The organism is Paenibacillus sp. CF095 (assembly GCF_900101225.1).
In the GTDB taxonomy this organism is placed as follows: Bacteria; Bacillota; Bacilli; order Paenibacillales; family Paenibacillaceae; genus Paenibacillus.
Genome location: NZ_FMZN01000004.1, coordinates 78565 through 93556 on the forward strand (window position 1 = coordinate 78565; position 14992 = coordinate 93556).

Genomic DNA, 14992 nt, shown 5'->3' on the forward strand with positions numbered 1-14992 from the left:
TCCAGACTGTCTCTGTTCACTCCACAGGACGACGACCCACAAAAATCATGCGTGGAGAAGTCTGCTCGTCATATTTCTCTTCGTCATAACCGCCATGTACCTGATCTACCCGGAGTCCGGCGGCACTTAACATCTGACTCAGTTGATCCCGTGTGTACAACTTCACACGCTCCTGATATACCCGCGGTTCATGTCCGGATGTGGTATCCGTAATGCGAATTTCCTTTTGCACAAACCCTTCCTCAATCTTGCGATACTCCTCAATCCGCTGCCCCTCATCCTCTCGGACGGAGTGCGGTACCAGATGACGAGTCACATAAGCCGTATTCATAAAATCAATTATAAAGCTGCCACCCGGGCGAAGCATCCGATGAATGGCACGTAATACTTTCAGTTGTTCTCCGTCCTCTAGGAAATAACCAAACGATGTGAACAGATTGACTACGGCATCAAAGCCGCCTTTCAGCGGGAGTTCACGCATGTCTGCGTGACACCAAGATACTCGGTGTTCAGTGTCCATTAGGCGTGCTTCGCGCAAAAGCACATCGGACAGATCAACTCCGGTCACTCGTAAACCTGCGTCAGCAAGTGCCATGGAGTGCCGTCCCATACCGCAGCATAGATCCAGTACTTCAGCATTGGGCTCAAGCTTCAACCAATTGATCATTTTATGTACTTCCTGATAGGCACCCTGCACATCCCGGTGCTTGTATACGAGAAGATAATCTTCTCCAAAACTCTTTTCATACCATTCCGTCATCCATTCTCGCCCTCCACTTGGTCACTGGCTCTCTATCTATAGTCACTGTTGTACAAGCCTGATCATTTCCCCTAGCTTTAATGTATTGTAACGTCTTTATTCTGCAAACTCAAAAAATTCCAGTAAGTTTCCAACATTGAAGAGCCAAAATGCACACGATATAATGTTAGACATACGCCAGTAAATCGGTTAATTATAAGAAGTTGTTCAAAAAGCAACAGGAGGTGTTCTTATGATTCGCATCGGACTTACCGGATGGGGGGATCAGGAAGATCTCTATCCAAACCGTACCAAAGCCAAAGACAAGCTCAGTCTATACGGACAATACTTCTCCACCGTGGAGGTGGATAGTTCCTTCTACGCGGTTCAGCCGCGGGATCGAATGGCACGATGGGCTGCAGAGACGCCCCAATCCTTTGCTTTTATCATCAAAGCCTATCAGGGAATGACCGGACATCTACGGGGCAAGCCCTACTTCACCAGCACGTCAGAGATGTATAAGGCTTTTCGAGAATCACTAGAGCCCGTCATTGAAGCTGGCAAGATGCAGGCAGCCTTGTTTCAATATCCACCTTGGTTTGAGTGCAATAAAGACAACGTGAAAGAGCTTCGTGAAGTGAAACTGAGAATGGAGGGTATTCCGTGTGCCCTCGAATTCCGTCATCGTAGCTGGTATGAAGGTGACATGCGAGAGCGCACACTTGCGTTCCTGAAAGAACAAGGCTGGATTCACAGCGTCTGTGACGAACCTCAGGCGGGTCCAGGTTCCATTCCCATCGTTCCACAGGCGACGGATTCGGAGATGACACTGGTTCGCATGCACGGACGCAACGTGTCCGGCTGGCATCAGAATGGTGCGCCCAATTGGCGCGAGACCCGTTACCTGTACCGTTACAACAAGGAAGAATTGTTGGAATGGAAAGGATATCTGGAGCAATTGCAGGAGCAGAGCAAGGATGTCTATGTTATTTTCAACAACAACTCCGGTGGTGATGCAGCGACGAATGCCCAGATGATGATGGACCTGCTGGACCTGCCAGTGAAGCCTTTTCCTGACCGTTCTGAACCAGAGAAGGAAGAAGGACCGGAGCAGCTGGAGCTATTTTAATGCGTGCTAAAAACGGAGTTATTCATATTATTGGGTGAAGGTAAGTGTATTTATATATTGCTATTATGCAGATCAGATTCGGGATTGGAATAAAACTAAAAGCGGCAAGCCTGAGGGCATTGCCGCTTTCTTTAGCTGGTAATCTACCAATAGAAGGCTATCCACATACATTCGTTTCGTTGCGTCAAACATCAGCGCTGCGCGGCTGTAACCGAAGAATCGATATGCGCCTCACGGAGCTGCTGATTCATTTTATGCGCTTCAATGCCAGCCAAGAGCACAATGCCGATCCCATGGGTATCATTCAGATTCCAACCCAGATCATCGCGATAATACAAGGCGGTAAACGAGTACCCGGAACCCCGGCATACCCCGTATACATTACCTCTATAGTCAATCGACAAACGTGTCATGCCTTCCCATCCTTTGCGCACTGCCTCCAGATAAGGCTCTGGCTGTTCCAGCCAGCCCTCCCGAATACCACGGGCATAAGCGTAGATAAACATGGATGTGCAGGAGGTTTCCTCATACGAATCCGGGCGGTTCAGCACCTGATGCCATAGTCCATTTCCCCCTTGCAGCGCCAGATAACCTTGACTTAAATCACGGTAGAAACGTAGCAGTTCCGGTCGTTTAACATGATCATGTGGCAGGATGGATAACAATTCGGTTAATGAGAAAAGCACCCAGCCGTTCCCTCGTCCCCATGGAATACCTGTCGCCCGACCACGCACAAAATCATACACATGGGACATGATCTGTTGATCGGGAAGGTAGAGGTATTTACGGAACATCAGGAACTGATTGACCGCATCATCCCAATACGTCGCCTCACCTGTCAACTGACCATAACGCATCAGAAAAGGTGTACTCATGTACAAGTCATCACACCACATCGTCTCCTGACGCATCTCCCCACTGCCTCGTACCCGGTAAAAGGCGCCATCCTCCAGACGTTCCTGCTCATCCGTAATGTAGCCCGCAATTCGATCCGCGGTATCTCTTCCCCCACGAATATCACCGAATTCCATCGCAGCAAGCAACGTAGATCCAAACGAACCGCAATCATCCAGACTGTCTATCGCAGACAGCTGATTATTGATTCCTGCCGCACCGTACCCCTCCCGATCCCACAGACCATAGCGGTCAAATGAAGTACTCAGTTCAATATGTTGCCGTACATACTGAATGTAATCATCCCGTCCCAATTCCTGTCCCGTCTGGAGAAGTCCAAGCAGGGTAACGCCAAGCGGATAATTCCACTTTCCGTAATGTGTATTTTCCAGGTAAGGACGAACATGCGTGTCGGGAAGATCTACCCGCCAATACACACCTTGTGCGCCATTATCAAATACGGTATCTGTTCGCACGATGTCGGCGTGGGATGGTTCAGCACCGGGAGCAAATACACCTGTGTACAGCCAAGGGTCAGAGCATCCCGCAACCGGATGAGGCGGTTTCAGTCTCCAGCCTGTGGAACCCGAACGCTCGGCATCTTCCAACGTGAATCCCCATGAGCCGCCGACTGCCTGAATTTCACCTTTCGCGACCAGATCGGATGAACCGTAACGGCGCGGGAGTTCAACGTGAAAGTTACCGCTATCTCCAGCAGAGTATACTTCCGTACCATCCACATACAGAGTCAAAGCTCCATCATGACGGCCTTTTAAAATAACTGGCGTTGATCCTGGCAAGGTTACATCCATTCTGGACCACGCATAGGCAACAGCCGGTTGTTCCGTACCAAAGATTCGAGCAAATGAACCTGCGCTCTGCTCCTCGTCTGTCCAGTCCCTGCGCGGATACCAGGCAAGACCTGTTTCTTCTTCCGTCATACCGTCACGAGGAAGAGATAATACAGGTTCATCAATGGGTTCCGAATATAACCAGCCTTCCTGACCCTGACGATCTGCCCCAGGAGTGAGGAAGTGGAGCGGGAAATTTTTGAATGAGGCTGTTCCGTAGATACCGCCGAATCCCACTTCTGTTTTGACAAAACACAGCAACACATCATTCCAGCCATAGTTCACGGAAATTGGAATCTGGGTTCTTCGCTCGGGAAATAACTCCTGCAACAACTCGGACTTGAACACCTCTTCACCGTTCACGTAAATCGTCACCGGACTATAACAGTTCAAACCCGTATTTAACGTTGCATTCTGCTCGCTCCATAACTTGCCCCATACATACACGTACTGCCCTGCACGAGCCTCTACGCATTTCTCATTCAAATTCAGGTCGTAGCGATAGTCCCCTAGCCTGCGAAAACCTCCCTGATGATAGGCTCTGAACAAAAATGAATGTTTTGGATGATCGCCAATATAACGCTGAGCCACCGTTGTTAATATATCCGGAATTGAATCGTACACCTTGCCTGCAATCGCCTCGTTCTCATGAAAATAACGAATGACCGTCAGCTCCCTTCCTTATACCTTGATTCGTTCGCTTAGCCGCAATGTCTCTCCGCCCTGCACTTCAACAACCTGCTGGTCAGCCGTGAACCAAACCGGGATGGCAGACGGATTATGGATGATGGAGCGATCGGCCGAACACTCCAATCGTTGCACCGCTTTCCAATAGGCAATCACTTCGATGTTCGTGGCATACCAAATATCGTCCCTGCCGCCAATCTGCTCACCAAACTGTTCGATGATCTCCCAGTTGTCGTTGTCGTTGAACTCATAACTGTGACCCCAGACATAGAGTAATAGTGGCGTACCTGTTTTGGAATGTTGGATAAAACGTTCGGCATGCCCCGCCAGATCATGGTTATGATGACAGGTCGGATGCCATTCAAGCGGCCGGTCTGGCAACGTGTATCTGCCATGAGATTCAACGGTACGGGCATAATCGATGCCAAGCCACTCCAGCTTGGTACTTAACGCACGGTCGTACCCTCCGTTGGGATAAGCCATGCCTCGTACCGGATAACCGACGAGCTGCTCCAATGCTTTTCGGTCTTCGATAATCTCTTCCGTCAACAATTCATTCGGAACATAAGGCAACGTAGGGTGAGTAACCGTGTGAACGGCTACTTCATGCCCCTCATATAATTCAGCGACTTCCTCCGGATCAATACGGCCTGGATTGCCTAGCGTACCGGAGTTCAGATTAAATGTTCCCCGCAGTCCATACCGATTACAGATTTCCACCAGTCTGCGATCATGCACCACTCCATCGTCATAACTGAGCGTTAACGCTTTCATCACACCACCTGGATAACGGTCAAACTGAATACGATGTCCCATGCCCTACTTCCACTCCTTTATCCGAATTCTGCAAAAGGTACATGACCGGCATCCTGTAATCGATGATGTTCCGAATCAAAATACGTACCTTCCAGCAGGCCAATCAATGTGTTGGTAATCCGAACTTCAATGTCGTTATCTCCCGGACGCAACCAGGAGACCTCTCCCTTCCAGCGATACGGAGACCAGCATCGTACACCCAGGCTATGCCCGTTTACCCGCACTTCCACCACATCCTGTACCCGCCAATCGCTGAATTCCAGTTCAAACGTGGTCATATCTTCCCCTGGCTCATCCAACCAGAACGTGCGTTTATAACTCATTTCCCCGGAAAAATGGGGATACAGTGGCTGCGGTTCGGGTCCGATACGAAGGGCCGTATCCGACTCCCGTACAAGCGAAGCCATGCCTTCATGATGGAACTCCACGCCGAATCTTCCCTGTAGATACAAGGGATCAACGATACCATCCTCATCTTTCGTTACCTGCACACTCACCGTCATTTCGTTGAGACCGCTGTGCAGCAGCTCCGTAATATCACAAGCGATGTTATTGTGGTCGGTTATTTCGATTGGATCGAACTGTTCTTTTCCAAGTGGTTGCCCATTAATTTCCATGGACCAAGTGCCCGAGATCGCCGCTCTGTCCATGAATAAAAGGCATGCAGGCAATGCCGTTCTCAGCTCAAATGTGGTCGTATAACGGCACTCGATCGGGTAAGCAACGGATGCCTTTTTCGGTGTGCCAAATACCTGATTAAACTGGATTGGCAGATGCTGCTGTTCCGATAATTCTGCCGCCTGATCAATAAACGGTTTCACAGCTACATGCTGGCTTTCCAGAATTACACCGTGATCATTGGAGGCGAGAAGATGGAATTGTCCCATTCGCAGGATGTTAGACTGCACCGTTTCCATTCGCCATGGCCCTTCTGAAGGAACTCTGATCTTACGGGCCTGATTCGCTCCTGCCGATACATCCGTTACAAACGCCGAACCCGTTTTGTCTGCTACATCCACCTTCATTGTTAATGCCTCTTCCTTCGCAGGTTGTAAAGTAAGGCGTAGAGCATGCGCTTCGTAAGGCGCGAGCGTTAGCGCAATGCACCATTCCCCGCCACTGCTCGTATACGGCAATGCCTGAAGCTGCCCTGTCTCCAGATCGAGTCGTTCTGCCACCAGACAAGCGTTCTCTGCCAGCTCCTCTCCATCCCACAGCTGTCTGGCGACCACCTTCAATTGCCCCTTCAGATTCTGCCCCTCCTGATTGGTCAAGAAAACCATGTGCTCCCCAGCCGACAATTGACGGGTGTGCATCAGCAGAGATGCACTTTCCTCCTCCATTATCCAACAGATGGGTTCGGGCAATACCTGATCGAGCAGGAGAGAGATTAGCTCCAGCGAAAAGTCATCTCCCTGCCCCGTTCCTGCGGGTAGAAAAAAGGCATTCCCCTCACCCTGATGCCACATGGTTTCACGGTTATCATGATCTGTTGTCACGTTACGGCCCCAGTACACTTCTTGAGGCTGCTCGCCCGCACCAAAGAACTGGGCAGCTTCCTCTCCCTCCGGACTTCCCGGCTGAATCGCAATATGCGGAGGCATCCCAACAGAAATAACAGTTCCTCCCTGCTGAACGAATCTCTTCACCTGTTCCCAGGCCGCGGCCTCCAGATTCAGCATCGGTGGGAGAATTAATACGTCATAACGGGCAACGCCGATCCGAATGGTGCCATCCGTTAAGTCAGCTTCAGCCAACAATTCGGGGTCAAGGTGATCATAATCTCGTCTGTTTTCGAGTAAATGGGTAGTAATCCGCATCCAGTCCTTCGTCAGACGCTCCAGTTGCGCCCGTTCTAATTCGTCTTCGCCGCTATACTCAAATCCATGCAGCGGATTACCCATCAGACTCCAGAATGTCGTCGTTGGGTCAAGTACGGCGATACGAATGTCTGCTGTTCCGGTGCTCATGAGATAACTCAACCGTCCGGTGTAATCCCCCAACTGCCGGAAATGCTTCCAGTAGGGATTCTGCAAAAATTGAGACGGTGGTGCGTCATGCTTCGCAAGCCCACCAATCGTATAGAAAAAGGCGTGAAAGTTATAAAAATTGGTGCCCATGGCAGCCATGCGATCAATCATCCACTTGGCATCCTGTAGCGTCATCGACCAGCCCACACTGTGAAAACATTCAATCAGATTGCGACTTCGGCCCAATTGTCGGGCAAGCGAACTGACCATCTTGGGATTGTCACGCATCTTTTGGCCATATCGTTCCAGAATCCACGATAAGGACCGTCCGATTTTCTCATGTGCCGAATCACCGCCTGGCATATGGCTGAACAACTGGGTGGTCATCCGTACGCCAGGTACCTCAGCGGCGTACTGGATTCCTGCTTCCTCACACCAGTCATGCACCTGTTTGTGATAGGACTCCCTGAGAAGCAGGTGGAGTGACTGGTAATAGTCATACCGAATTCGATGCGCGTCCGGAACATCACCATATAACAGCGCCGGTAGCGAATCGATCAGACTATAACCACAACGCTCACTGAAATAACGGGGAAGTTGTGGAGACCAGGGGAGACGGCCCAGCGGTGCGATTTCATCCGAGAACATACCTTTGATTACGCTTTCAAATTGATCTCCAACCGCTGACTTATAACGCTCATGTGTCAGTTCAATAAAACGACTCATCGCTTCCTTGTGGCAAGGATCAACAAAGTTGCCGTAATATTTGAAATCATCGATCTCTTTTTCCTGAAATATAATCAACTCCCAGTCACCTGGGGGAACATCCCACAACAAGCGGAACGCTGTTCGGTAGGTGAAGAACCGCTTGCGGTTATACGATGTGAGTCCGGTCTCCTGAAAGACCTGATCGGTCTGGATATTGCCGATTTTGCTGCGCAGATCGATGGACCCATGCCACAGACGCTTGCCCTGTTCATCCTTGGGAATCGCCTTGGCAACCAAGACTCGTCCCCACGGCAACTCCAGATCCACAGCTTCTCCGCCCTGAACCACCAGATGATGATGCACGAGCTGTCGCTGCTTCGCTTCAGGGAAATCAAGGGTCACTTCTCCGCCAGCCATCCCGCTTGGATATGGATATTCGTCATATAACCATACCTGCATGCCATGGTCGGCAGCTGCCTGCACTGCAACCCGCACCTTATCAAACCATGCTTCAGAGAGATAGGGAATCTGTAGTCCCTGACGCGGACAGATGAAGAATCCGCCTACACCTTGCGCGGCCATCTCAGCCACCTGCCGCTTAATCTGCTCTTCTTCCATATCCCCGTTCCAGAACCAAAAGGGATGGACCCTGTACTGCGCCTCGGGATTTTCAAAAGCATCCCCGTTCCACATGTTGCCTTCCTCCCTGCATGTTCAAGAGTGTATGGTAACCAGCTTTACCAATACCGTTCATTTCAGTTCAACTAGGTTTTTTTCGTTTTGATTATACATCAAAAACCATATTCAGGAAGTCATAATTTCCAGAAAGTTGGATGAAATTTTGTTCGCGAATCAAGCCATTACAACGATAAGAAAAGCCCGGCTGTTTCCGCTACACTGAAAGCACAGCTACCGGGCTCTGGCTTATACGACTACTTCAGTGCTGCGTACAGTTCATTAACTTCTTTCACATAATCGTCTCCGCCGTTGTTCTTCCACAGAGCAACAGCATCTTCGAACCCTTTCTCATCAATCTGACCTACGATATATTTGATCCGCGCATCGTTAATGATATTGTCCAGCTGCGGTCCTTTCTGAGCGTAAACATCAGAGATCAGCGGTTCACCAGGATTGGCAATGACAATCTCTTCGTTGGCTTTCTGCACCTGTGCAACCTTTTCACGGACAGGTGTCTGTTGTACACGAAGCGTTCTGTCTTCAGGTACAAACATCAAAATCTGATTTAAACCCTGCAGGTCGCGCAGTGCCAGCTTGTCAGTGCTCGGTATGATGTAGTCTTCTTTTTTCTCGTACTGCTTGCCTTCCAGTCCGTTGTACAACAATGCCTGCAACTCCGGTTCATTCAGCTGATCCAGAAAACTCAGTACCTTCTTCAGGTCTTCTTCCGTTTTGACACTGCTTTTGGAGATCGCAATCAGGCCGGAGTAACCGGACGTTGGCATATCACGTAATCCCTTTGGACCTTCCATCGCTTGCAGCACATCCACACGTCCTGTCGCATTAGGGTCTTTATCGAGTATTTTCTGATCCATGCGCTGGGCATTATCTGCTACATCCACCATGACACCGGCTTGCCCATTCACAAATGGATCAGGCAGTTTCGTTGCATCCATCACGGCAAAGTCCTTGTTGACCAGACCCTCACTATAAATTTGCCGGAAAAATTTCAGGGCTTCCATGTATTCTGGTGTCTCATGCGCCGGGATCAGACCTCCACTGCCATCATCTCCCCATTTGTTGGGCGCACCAAACCATACCTGCATGTTATCCCACGGGCCCGTGAATTTGCTGGCAACCAGACCGTACGTATCATCTTTGCCGTTACCGTCCGGATCATCCTTCGTGAACGCTTTCAACACATTGTAAAATTCATCAATCGTCTTCGGCTCTTCCAGCCCCAGATTCTCCAGCCAATCTTTGCGGATTGTAACCCCATTACGTCCCAGGGCCCGTGCCCGGTAGATCCCATAGGTTTTGCCATCGATTGACGCATTGTTGGTGATGATTTCATTCATTTGACTCAGATTCGGATAGTCTTTCAGATAAGGACCCAGCTCCCAGAAAGCCCCGGTTCGGGCCGCATTAATGAAACTTGGGGACTTCCCTAACACCACCATAATCTGAGGAAGCTTTCCCGAGGCCAATGTGATGTTGAATTTGTCTTCGTACGAGCTGCTTGGCACCCACTGCAGGTTCACATCCACCTTGGTCAATTCCTCAAGTTTCTGGATGACCGGGCTGTTCTCCGGCGGATTCTCCGCTTCAAAGTTCGGCAGCATAATGGTAATTTCGTCTGTGCCACCACCAGCGGTTCCTGAACCTGCTTTGTCCGTGGAGCATGCTCCCAGAATTGTACTTAGTACCAGTGACGCAGAGAGTAACAGTGCACCTTTTTTGAATCCCGTTTTTTGTCCCATACGTTCTCCCCCTTGGCTTTAGCCTTTGATTGAACCTAACATGACACCTTTGGCAAAATGCTTCTGCAAAAACGGATACACCAGCAAAATCGGAATTGTACCTACAACGATTACCGCCATTTTGATCGACTGCTCTGGTGGCTGTACAAAATTGGGGTCCATGTTCGCCATATCTCCGACACTGGCCTGCGAGAGCAATACGATCTGTCTCAACATGACTTGTAGCGGCCATTTGTCACTATCGGAAATGTACAGCAGTGCTGAGAAAAAATTGTTCCAATGTCCTACGGCGTAGAATAAGGCAAACGTGGCGATGACCGGTTTGGATAAAGGCAGAACAATTCGCCACAGCACCCCAAGATCCGAACAGCCGTCGATGTGGGCCGCTTCCTCCAGCCCAGGCGGCATTTGCTGAAAAAAGTTTTTGACAACAATTAAGTTAAAAGCGCTGATCGCGCCAGGAAGCATAAGGGCCCAGTAGGAATCAAGCAGTCCCAGTCCACGAATGACGAGATACGTTGGGATCATACCACCGCCGAATAACATCGAGAAGATCACCATATTCATCATGACATTACGGCCCCAGAAGTCACTTCTGGATAGTGGATAGGCCATCGTTAATGTGAAGAACAGATTGACCAGTGTACCTGCCACCGTGATGAAAATGGAAACACCAATACTGCGAAAGATCGTGGACGAGGAAAAGATATACTCATACGCGCTGAAGGAAAACACCTTCGGAATGAGGAAGAAACTGCGTTCGGTGATCTCGGCTTCTGTTGCGAAAGAATTCCCTATAATATACAGGAAAGGAAGGACGGTTAATATGCCCAGAATCCCCAGCATGACGTAATTGAAGATATCAAAAACCTTGCCGGCAGGGCTGTTGTATAGACGGCTGTTCATGGGCGCTCCTCCTTAATAAATTCCGGGGTGACCGAATTTTTTCGCAAGTTTATTACTGCCGAGCACCAGGATAATCCCCACCACAGACTTGAATAGTCCAACAGCGGTACTGTAACTGAATGCACCTTGCGTGATCCCCACCGTGTACACATACGTATCAAAGACGTCAGCGACATCCCGGTTGAGAGAGTTGGTCATCAGATAGATCTGCTCAAATCCGGTATCGAGGAAGTTCCCCAGTCTGAGAATGAGCAAAATGACTATGGTCGTACGAATGGCTGGAAGTGTGATATGCCACATCCGCCGTAACCGTCCTGCACCATCCACAATGGAGGCTTCATATTGTTCCGTATCTACACCTGCGAGGGCAGCAAGGAAAATGATCGTGCCCCATCCCATCTCCTTCCACATCATCTGCACAATAATGAGCGGACGGAACGAACCTGGACTGGAGAGTACATCAATGGGCTTGCCTGTAATCCAGGCGATCAGGTCGTATAACACCCCGCCTTGGGGGGTCAGGAACACATACGTGATACTGGCGATAATCACCATGGATACAAAATGGGGTACATAAACCAGCGTTTGAATCGTTCTTTTGAAGAAAGCGACTCGAATTTCATTTAATAACAATGCGATAATGATCGGTGCCGGGAAAAAGAAGATAAGATCATACAGGGCAAGGACCAATGTATTGCGTAATAGTCGGAAGAAGTCCGGGTTGGAGAAAAAGTTCGTAAAGTTCTCTAACCCCACCCAGTTACTCTCCCGGATGCCCAGGAAAGGCTGGTAGTCCTGAAAGGCAATGATGATCCCCCACATGGGCAAGTATTTAAAGATGACAAAGTACAAAAAGCCGGGAAGCACAAGCACATATAACCATTTGTTTCGTTTAATCTGTCTTTTCCAATTGGACTCCTGTTTTAATGGCATTGTTGCCATATCCGCTTGAGCAGTTGCAGTACCGTTGGTATTCCAGTCCGTCTTCCCGTTCATCATGTCTCCCCTCCCTCAAATATGTAAGCGTTATCAATTGGCCTGTTATTCAGACTATACAGCCGATCTTTTTCCAGCAACCTTCATTTTTTGCATTGCTACGGCATGATGGTCGGAAAGCCCGCTATAACGCCATTTCCACAAGAAACTGAACATAACGTAGCAGGTAGAATTGCACATTTTTGCGGGTTTATCCTTCTTTGTATCACGGTAAAAAAAAGAAAACCGACATCCACTAAAGCTGGATGCCAGTCTGAAATGACAAAGATATAAAAGGTTATTGTCCAAACCATTGATCGCGATACTGACTCGGGGTAACTCCCTCCTGTTTCTTGAAGATCCGATTAAAATAACTGTGCTGATATCCCACAGCCGCCGCAACATCATTGATTTTCATCGTTGTCTCACGTAACAATTGCTTCGCCGCATCCATTCTCACACGTGTCAGATAATCAATAAAATTAATGCCTGAAACCTGTTTGAAAGCCTTACTCAGTGCATAGGGTGTCATCTGCTCCTCGTCAGCACAGTTTTCCAGCGAAATGTCGCTACGGTAATGTGTATCGATATACAACATCGTTCGTTCCACCACCAGTTTCAGCGGTTCCTGCGATCGTACCTCAACCTCTTGTATATACGGTATGAATACCTCATTCATCATCCACTGCCTCATCTGTACAGGTTCACGAATACCGGATAGTTGCTCATACATGTTGTAACCACCAAACAGCTTATAAGGTGTGACACCCGTTTGCAACATCATGTGCTGAATACTGCCGAGCAATTGAAGCATCATCTGTTGCACCTGAAATTCGGTACTGCCCGTCCGCGTAATCTCACTCATGAATTGTTCCAGCACACGTTCTGCTTCGGCTTGTTTGCCCAGCCTGACCGCCTGTAACAACTCCCGTTCCAGCCCAAGTGGATAGGAAGCTGCTTCATTTCTGCGGAAACACGCCTCATCCTCCAGATCGAGAATCTGACTTCCTTCCTCCACACTGCGATAAGCCACGGCCTGTTCCATCTCAACGAATCGTCCGGGCAGTTCCTGAAGTGAAGCTGCTGGGCGACTGATCATCAAAGTCACCTTCAGTTTGAGTGTTCTTCCAATGACCTCCACAAGCTCCTGCCCCCATAACATCGCTTGTGATTTCACAGGTTCGTCCTGGGGAGCAATCACAAGCATGGCGGAAGACAGGTCATGAAAATTCATGACACTGATCTGTCTAAAATAATTCTTTGCCACTTCCTGAGTGATATTCACGGCTGCAAAGGTGACTAATCCCGTATCCTGGCTCCCAAATCTGCCTTGCAGTTGCTCGTACCCCGTAAAATACATCTGCACCAGCAAATACTGCTGGCCCTCCAGCTCAAATCCAAGATGACGCATGCGCTGCTGGAGATCCTGCTCGTTATAGGCATATAGATGCCCCTGTACAAGTTGTAGGACAAAGCTGTCGCGCAGATGGGGAAGCTGCTCCTGCAACTGGCGATGTGCCGTAACACTGCGGGAGGTCAGTTCGTTCCACTGTTGCTCCAGCAGCTCAAACTCATCCAGCTTGGCATCCGTTGGTGTTGTTTCGTTTCTGCCAGGCGTAAGCAGATGCAGCATCCGCGCTACAGGCGAATATATGCGGCGTGAAGCAAACCAGGATAACAATAATCCCAGGATGAGACTGCCTATACTGGCAATGACGATGATTTTGGACACCAGTTTAACTGGCGAAGTGACTGATGTCAAAGGTGCTGCGGAGACGTAAGTCCAGTCTGAATCGATCCGACTCAATGAACCGTATGAGACAGAATAGGTCTGATCCTCATATCGGAACAGGAATGAGCGGTTGCCCGCATGCAGGGCTACTTCTTCTTTTAGCTGCTGCTCAAAAGCAGAAGTCTCTCCCGCCGTTCCCGGATTCCCGGTAACCAGTGTGTTTCCTTCCTGATCCATGAGGAACGTCAACCCTTCGTCGTAAGGAGTAAGCGTTTTCAATAAACTGGCAACCTTCTCGTTATCCAGCGTGATGATCAGTGCACCAAACGGATTAATGCTCTCGCCTGGTATCTTATGTACTAGAACAAGTGCATTGCCTGCATCCGTATGCAGTGGACTATCGTTAGTCGAAGGTTCGGTATCTCTGTTGATGCTGGAAACCCAGTCTGTCCAGTACACGTGGTTACCCATGGAAGGGTATCGATCATAGGCTTGTACTTTGGCTTCATCGTTCAACTCGGTATAATCCCGATTAAACAAGATTGGCTTCGGTTCCTGCAAATACAGCTGTGCTGACTTGATCAGTGGATGGGAACCTTGTAATACGTATAAGGTAGTCACAATCTCCTGCGTTTCATTAAAATAATACACAAAATCCAGTGTTCGCAAAGCATTGCCAAACCTCGGTTCAAAAGCCCAATGAGATAAGTTCATCTCCAGATAAGCCAGCTGGTCATCCACATTGCGTGCCCGGTTCTCGATCTGGTTCTGATGCATCTGATTGAACTCGGTCTCCATTCGGCCAACCACCTGTTGATACATGACGATACCTGTGATTAGCCCGGGAATGCTGGCAATGAGTAAAATCAGCATCAGGCTGTTTCGATAAAATCGTCCTTTATGCCTTCCAGCCTTCAGATCGGATAATCGCTTGAATCTGCCAAATATTCGATCGCTCCTAGTCGGTTCCATCGCTGCTCACCTGCCTGCTTGCATCGGGTCTGACTGTCATGGAAACTTCCTCAACTCCCCTGAGAATATATGGATGAAATCCTTTTCTTGTATTATACGCACAATCCTCAGGTGAATGAAACGATCTGTAACCGATCATTTTTTTAACCAATGTTTTATTAACATGACAAAATGG

At 49.0% G+C, this 14992-nt stretch carries 9 protein-coding genes; 1 reads left to right on the top strand and 8 read right to left on the bottom strand.

Going from position 1 to position 14992, the window contains the following annotated elements:
* Positions 1–16: 16 nt before the first annotated feature.
* On the bottom strand, positions 17–760 hold the full coding sequence (locus BLS69_RS24880) for a class I SAM-dependent methyltransferase (RefSeq protein ID WP_091037647.1): 744 nt from the start codon (positions 758–760) through the stop codon (positions 17–19).
* Between the two features lie 232 nt (positions 761–992).
* Between BLS69_RS24880 and BLS69_RS24885 the strand changes: the two genes are divergently transcribed.
* On the top strand, positions 993–1868 hold the full coding sequence (locus tag BLS69_RS24885; protein WP_091037649.1) for a DUF72 domain-containing protein: 876 nt from the start codon (positions 993–995) through the stop codon (positions 1866–1868).
* Between the two features lie 191 nt (positions 1869–2059).
* Here BLS69_RS24885 and BLS69_RS24890 read toward each other — a convergent pair whose 3' ends face one another.
* The 7 genes from BLS69_RS24890 to BLS69_RS24920 all read right to left on the bottom strand — a co-directional run bounded on the left by BLS69_RS24890 (position 2060) and on the right by BLS69_RS24920 (position 14817).
* Positions 2060–4237: a glycoside hydrolase family 88/105 protein gene (locus tag BLS69_RS24890; RefSeq protein ID WP_256332421.1), complete on the bottom strand. Its 2178-nt coding sequence runs from the start codon at positions 4235–4237 to the stop codon at positions 2060–2062.
* Positions 4238–4294: 57 nt separating this feature from the next.
* Entirely contained in the window at positions 4295–5116 is an 822-nt protein-coding gene (locus tag BLS69_RS24895; RefSeq protein WP_091037653.1) for a polysaccharide deacetylase family protein, read from the bottom strand.
* Between the two features lie 17 nt (positions 5117–5133).
* Positions 5134–8487: a glycosyl hydrolase gene (locus BLS69_RS24900; protein WP_091037656.1), complete on the bottom strand. Its 3354-nt coding sequence runs from the start codon at positions 8485–8487 to the stop codon at positions 5134–5136.
* A 239-nt stretch (positions 8488–8726) separates the two neighbouring features.
* Positions 8727–10232 carry an extracellular solute-binding protein gene (locus tag BLS69_RS24905; protein WP_091037658.1) on the bottom strand — a complete coding sequence of 502 codons (1506 nt, stop codon included), beginning with the start codon at positions 10230–10232 and terminating at the stop codon, positions 8727–8729.
* Between the two features lie 18 nt (positions 10233–10250).
* Positions 10251–11138, bottom strand: a complete 888-nt coding sequence (locus BLS69_RS24910) for a carbohydrate ABC transporter permease (RefSeq protein WP_091037661.1) — start codon at positions 11136–11138, stop codon at positions 10251–10253.
* A gap of 12 nt (positions 11139–11150) precedes the next feature.
* Entirely contained in the window at positions 11151–12080 is a 930-nt protein-coding gene (locus BLS69_RS24915) for an ABC transporter permease (protein WP_165980409.1), read from the bottom strand.
* Positions 12081–12411: 331 nt separating this feature from the next.
* Positions 12412–14817 (bottom strand): AraC family transcriptional regulator, encoded by a 2406-nt coding sequence (locus BLS69_RS24920; protein WP_091037670.1) that lies wholly within the window; start codon positions 14815–14817, stop codon positions 12412–12414.
* Positions 14818–14992: the final 175 nt, after the last annotated feature.

What these genes read in the sequence shown, in the direction of transcription:
- BLS69_RS24880 (WP_091037647.1), bottom strand. Translation starts at nt 760, where the DNA reads ATGACGGAATGGTATGAAAAGAGTTTTGGAGAAGATTATCTTCTCGTA.
- BLS69_RS24885 (WP_091037649.1), top strand. Translation starts at nt 993, where the DNA reads ATGATTCGCATCGGACTTACCGGATGGGGGGATCAGGAAGATCTCTAT.
- BLS69_RS24895 (WP_091037653.1), bottom strand. Translation starts at nt 5,116, where the DNA reads ATGGGACATCGTATTCAGTTTGACCGTTATCCAGGTGGTGTGATGAAA.
- BLS69_RS24900 (WP_091037656.1), bottom strand. Translation starts at nt 8,487, where the DNA reads ATGTGGAACGGGGATGCTTTTGAAAATCCCGAGGCGCAGTACAGGGTC.
- BLS69_RS24905 (WP_091037658.1), bottom strand. Translation starts at nt 10,232, where the DNA reads ATGGGACAAAAAACGGGATTCAAAAAAGGTGCACTGTTACTCTCTGCG.
- BLS69_RS24910 (WP_091037661.1), bottom strand. Translation starts at nt 11,138, where the DNA reads ATGAACAGCCGTCTATACAACAGCCCTGCCGGCAAGGTTTTTGATATC.
- BLS69_RS24915 (WP_165980409.1), bottom strand. Translation starts at nt 12,080, where the DNA reads ATGGCAACAATGCCATTAAAACAGGAGTCCAATTGGAAAAGACAGATT.
- BLS69_RS24920 (WP_091037670.1), bottom strand. Translation starts at nt 14,817, where the DNA reads ATGGAACCGACTAGGAGCGATCGAATATTTGGCAGATTCAAGCGATTA.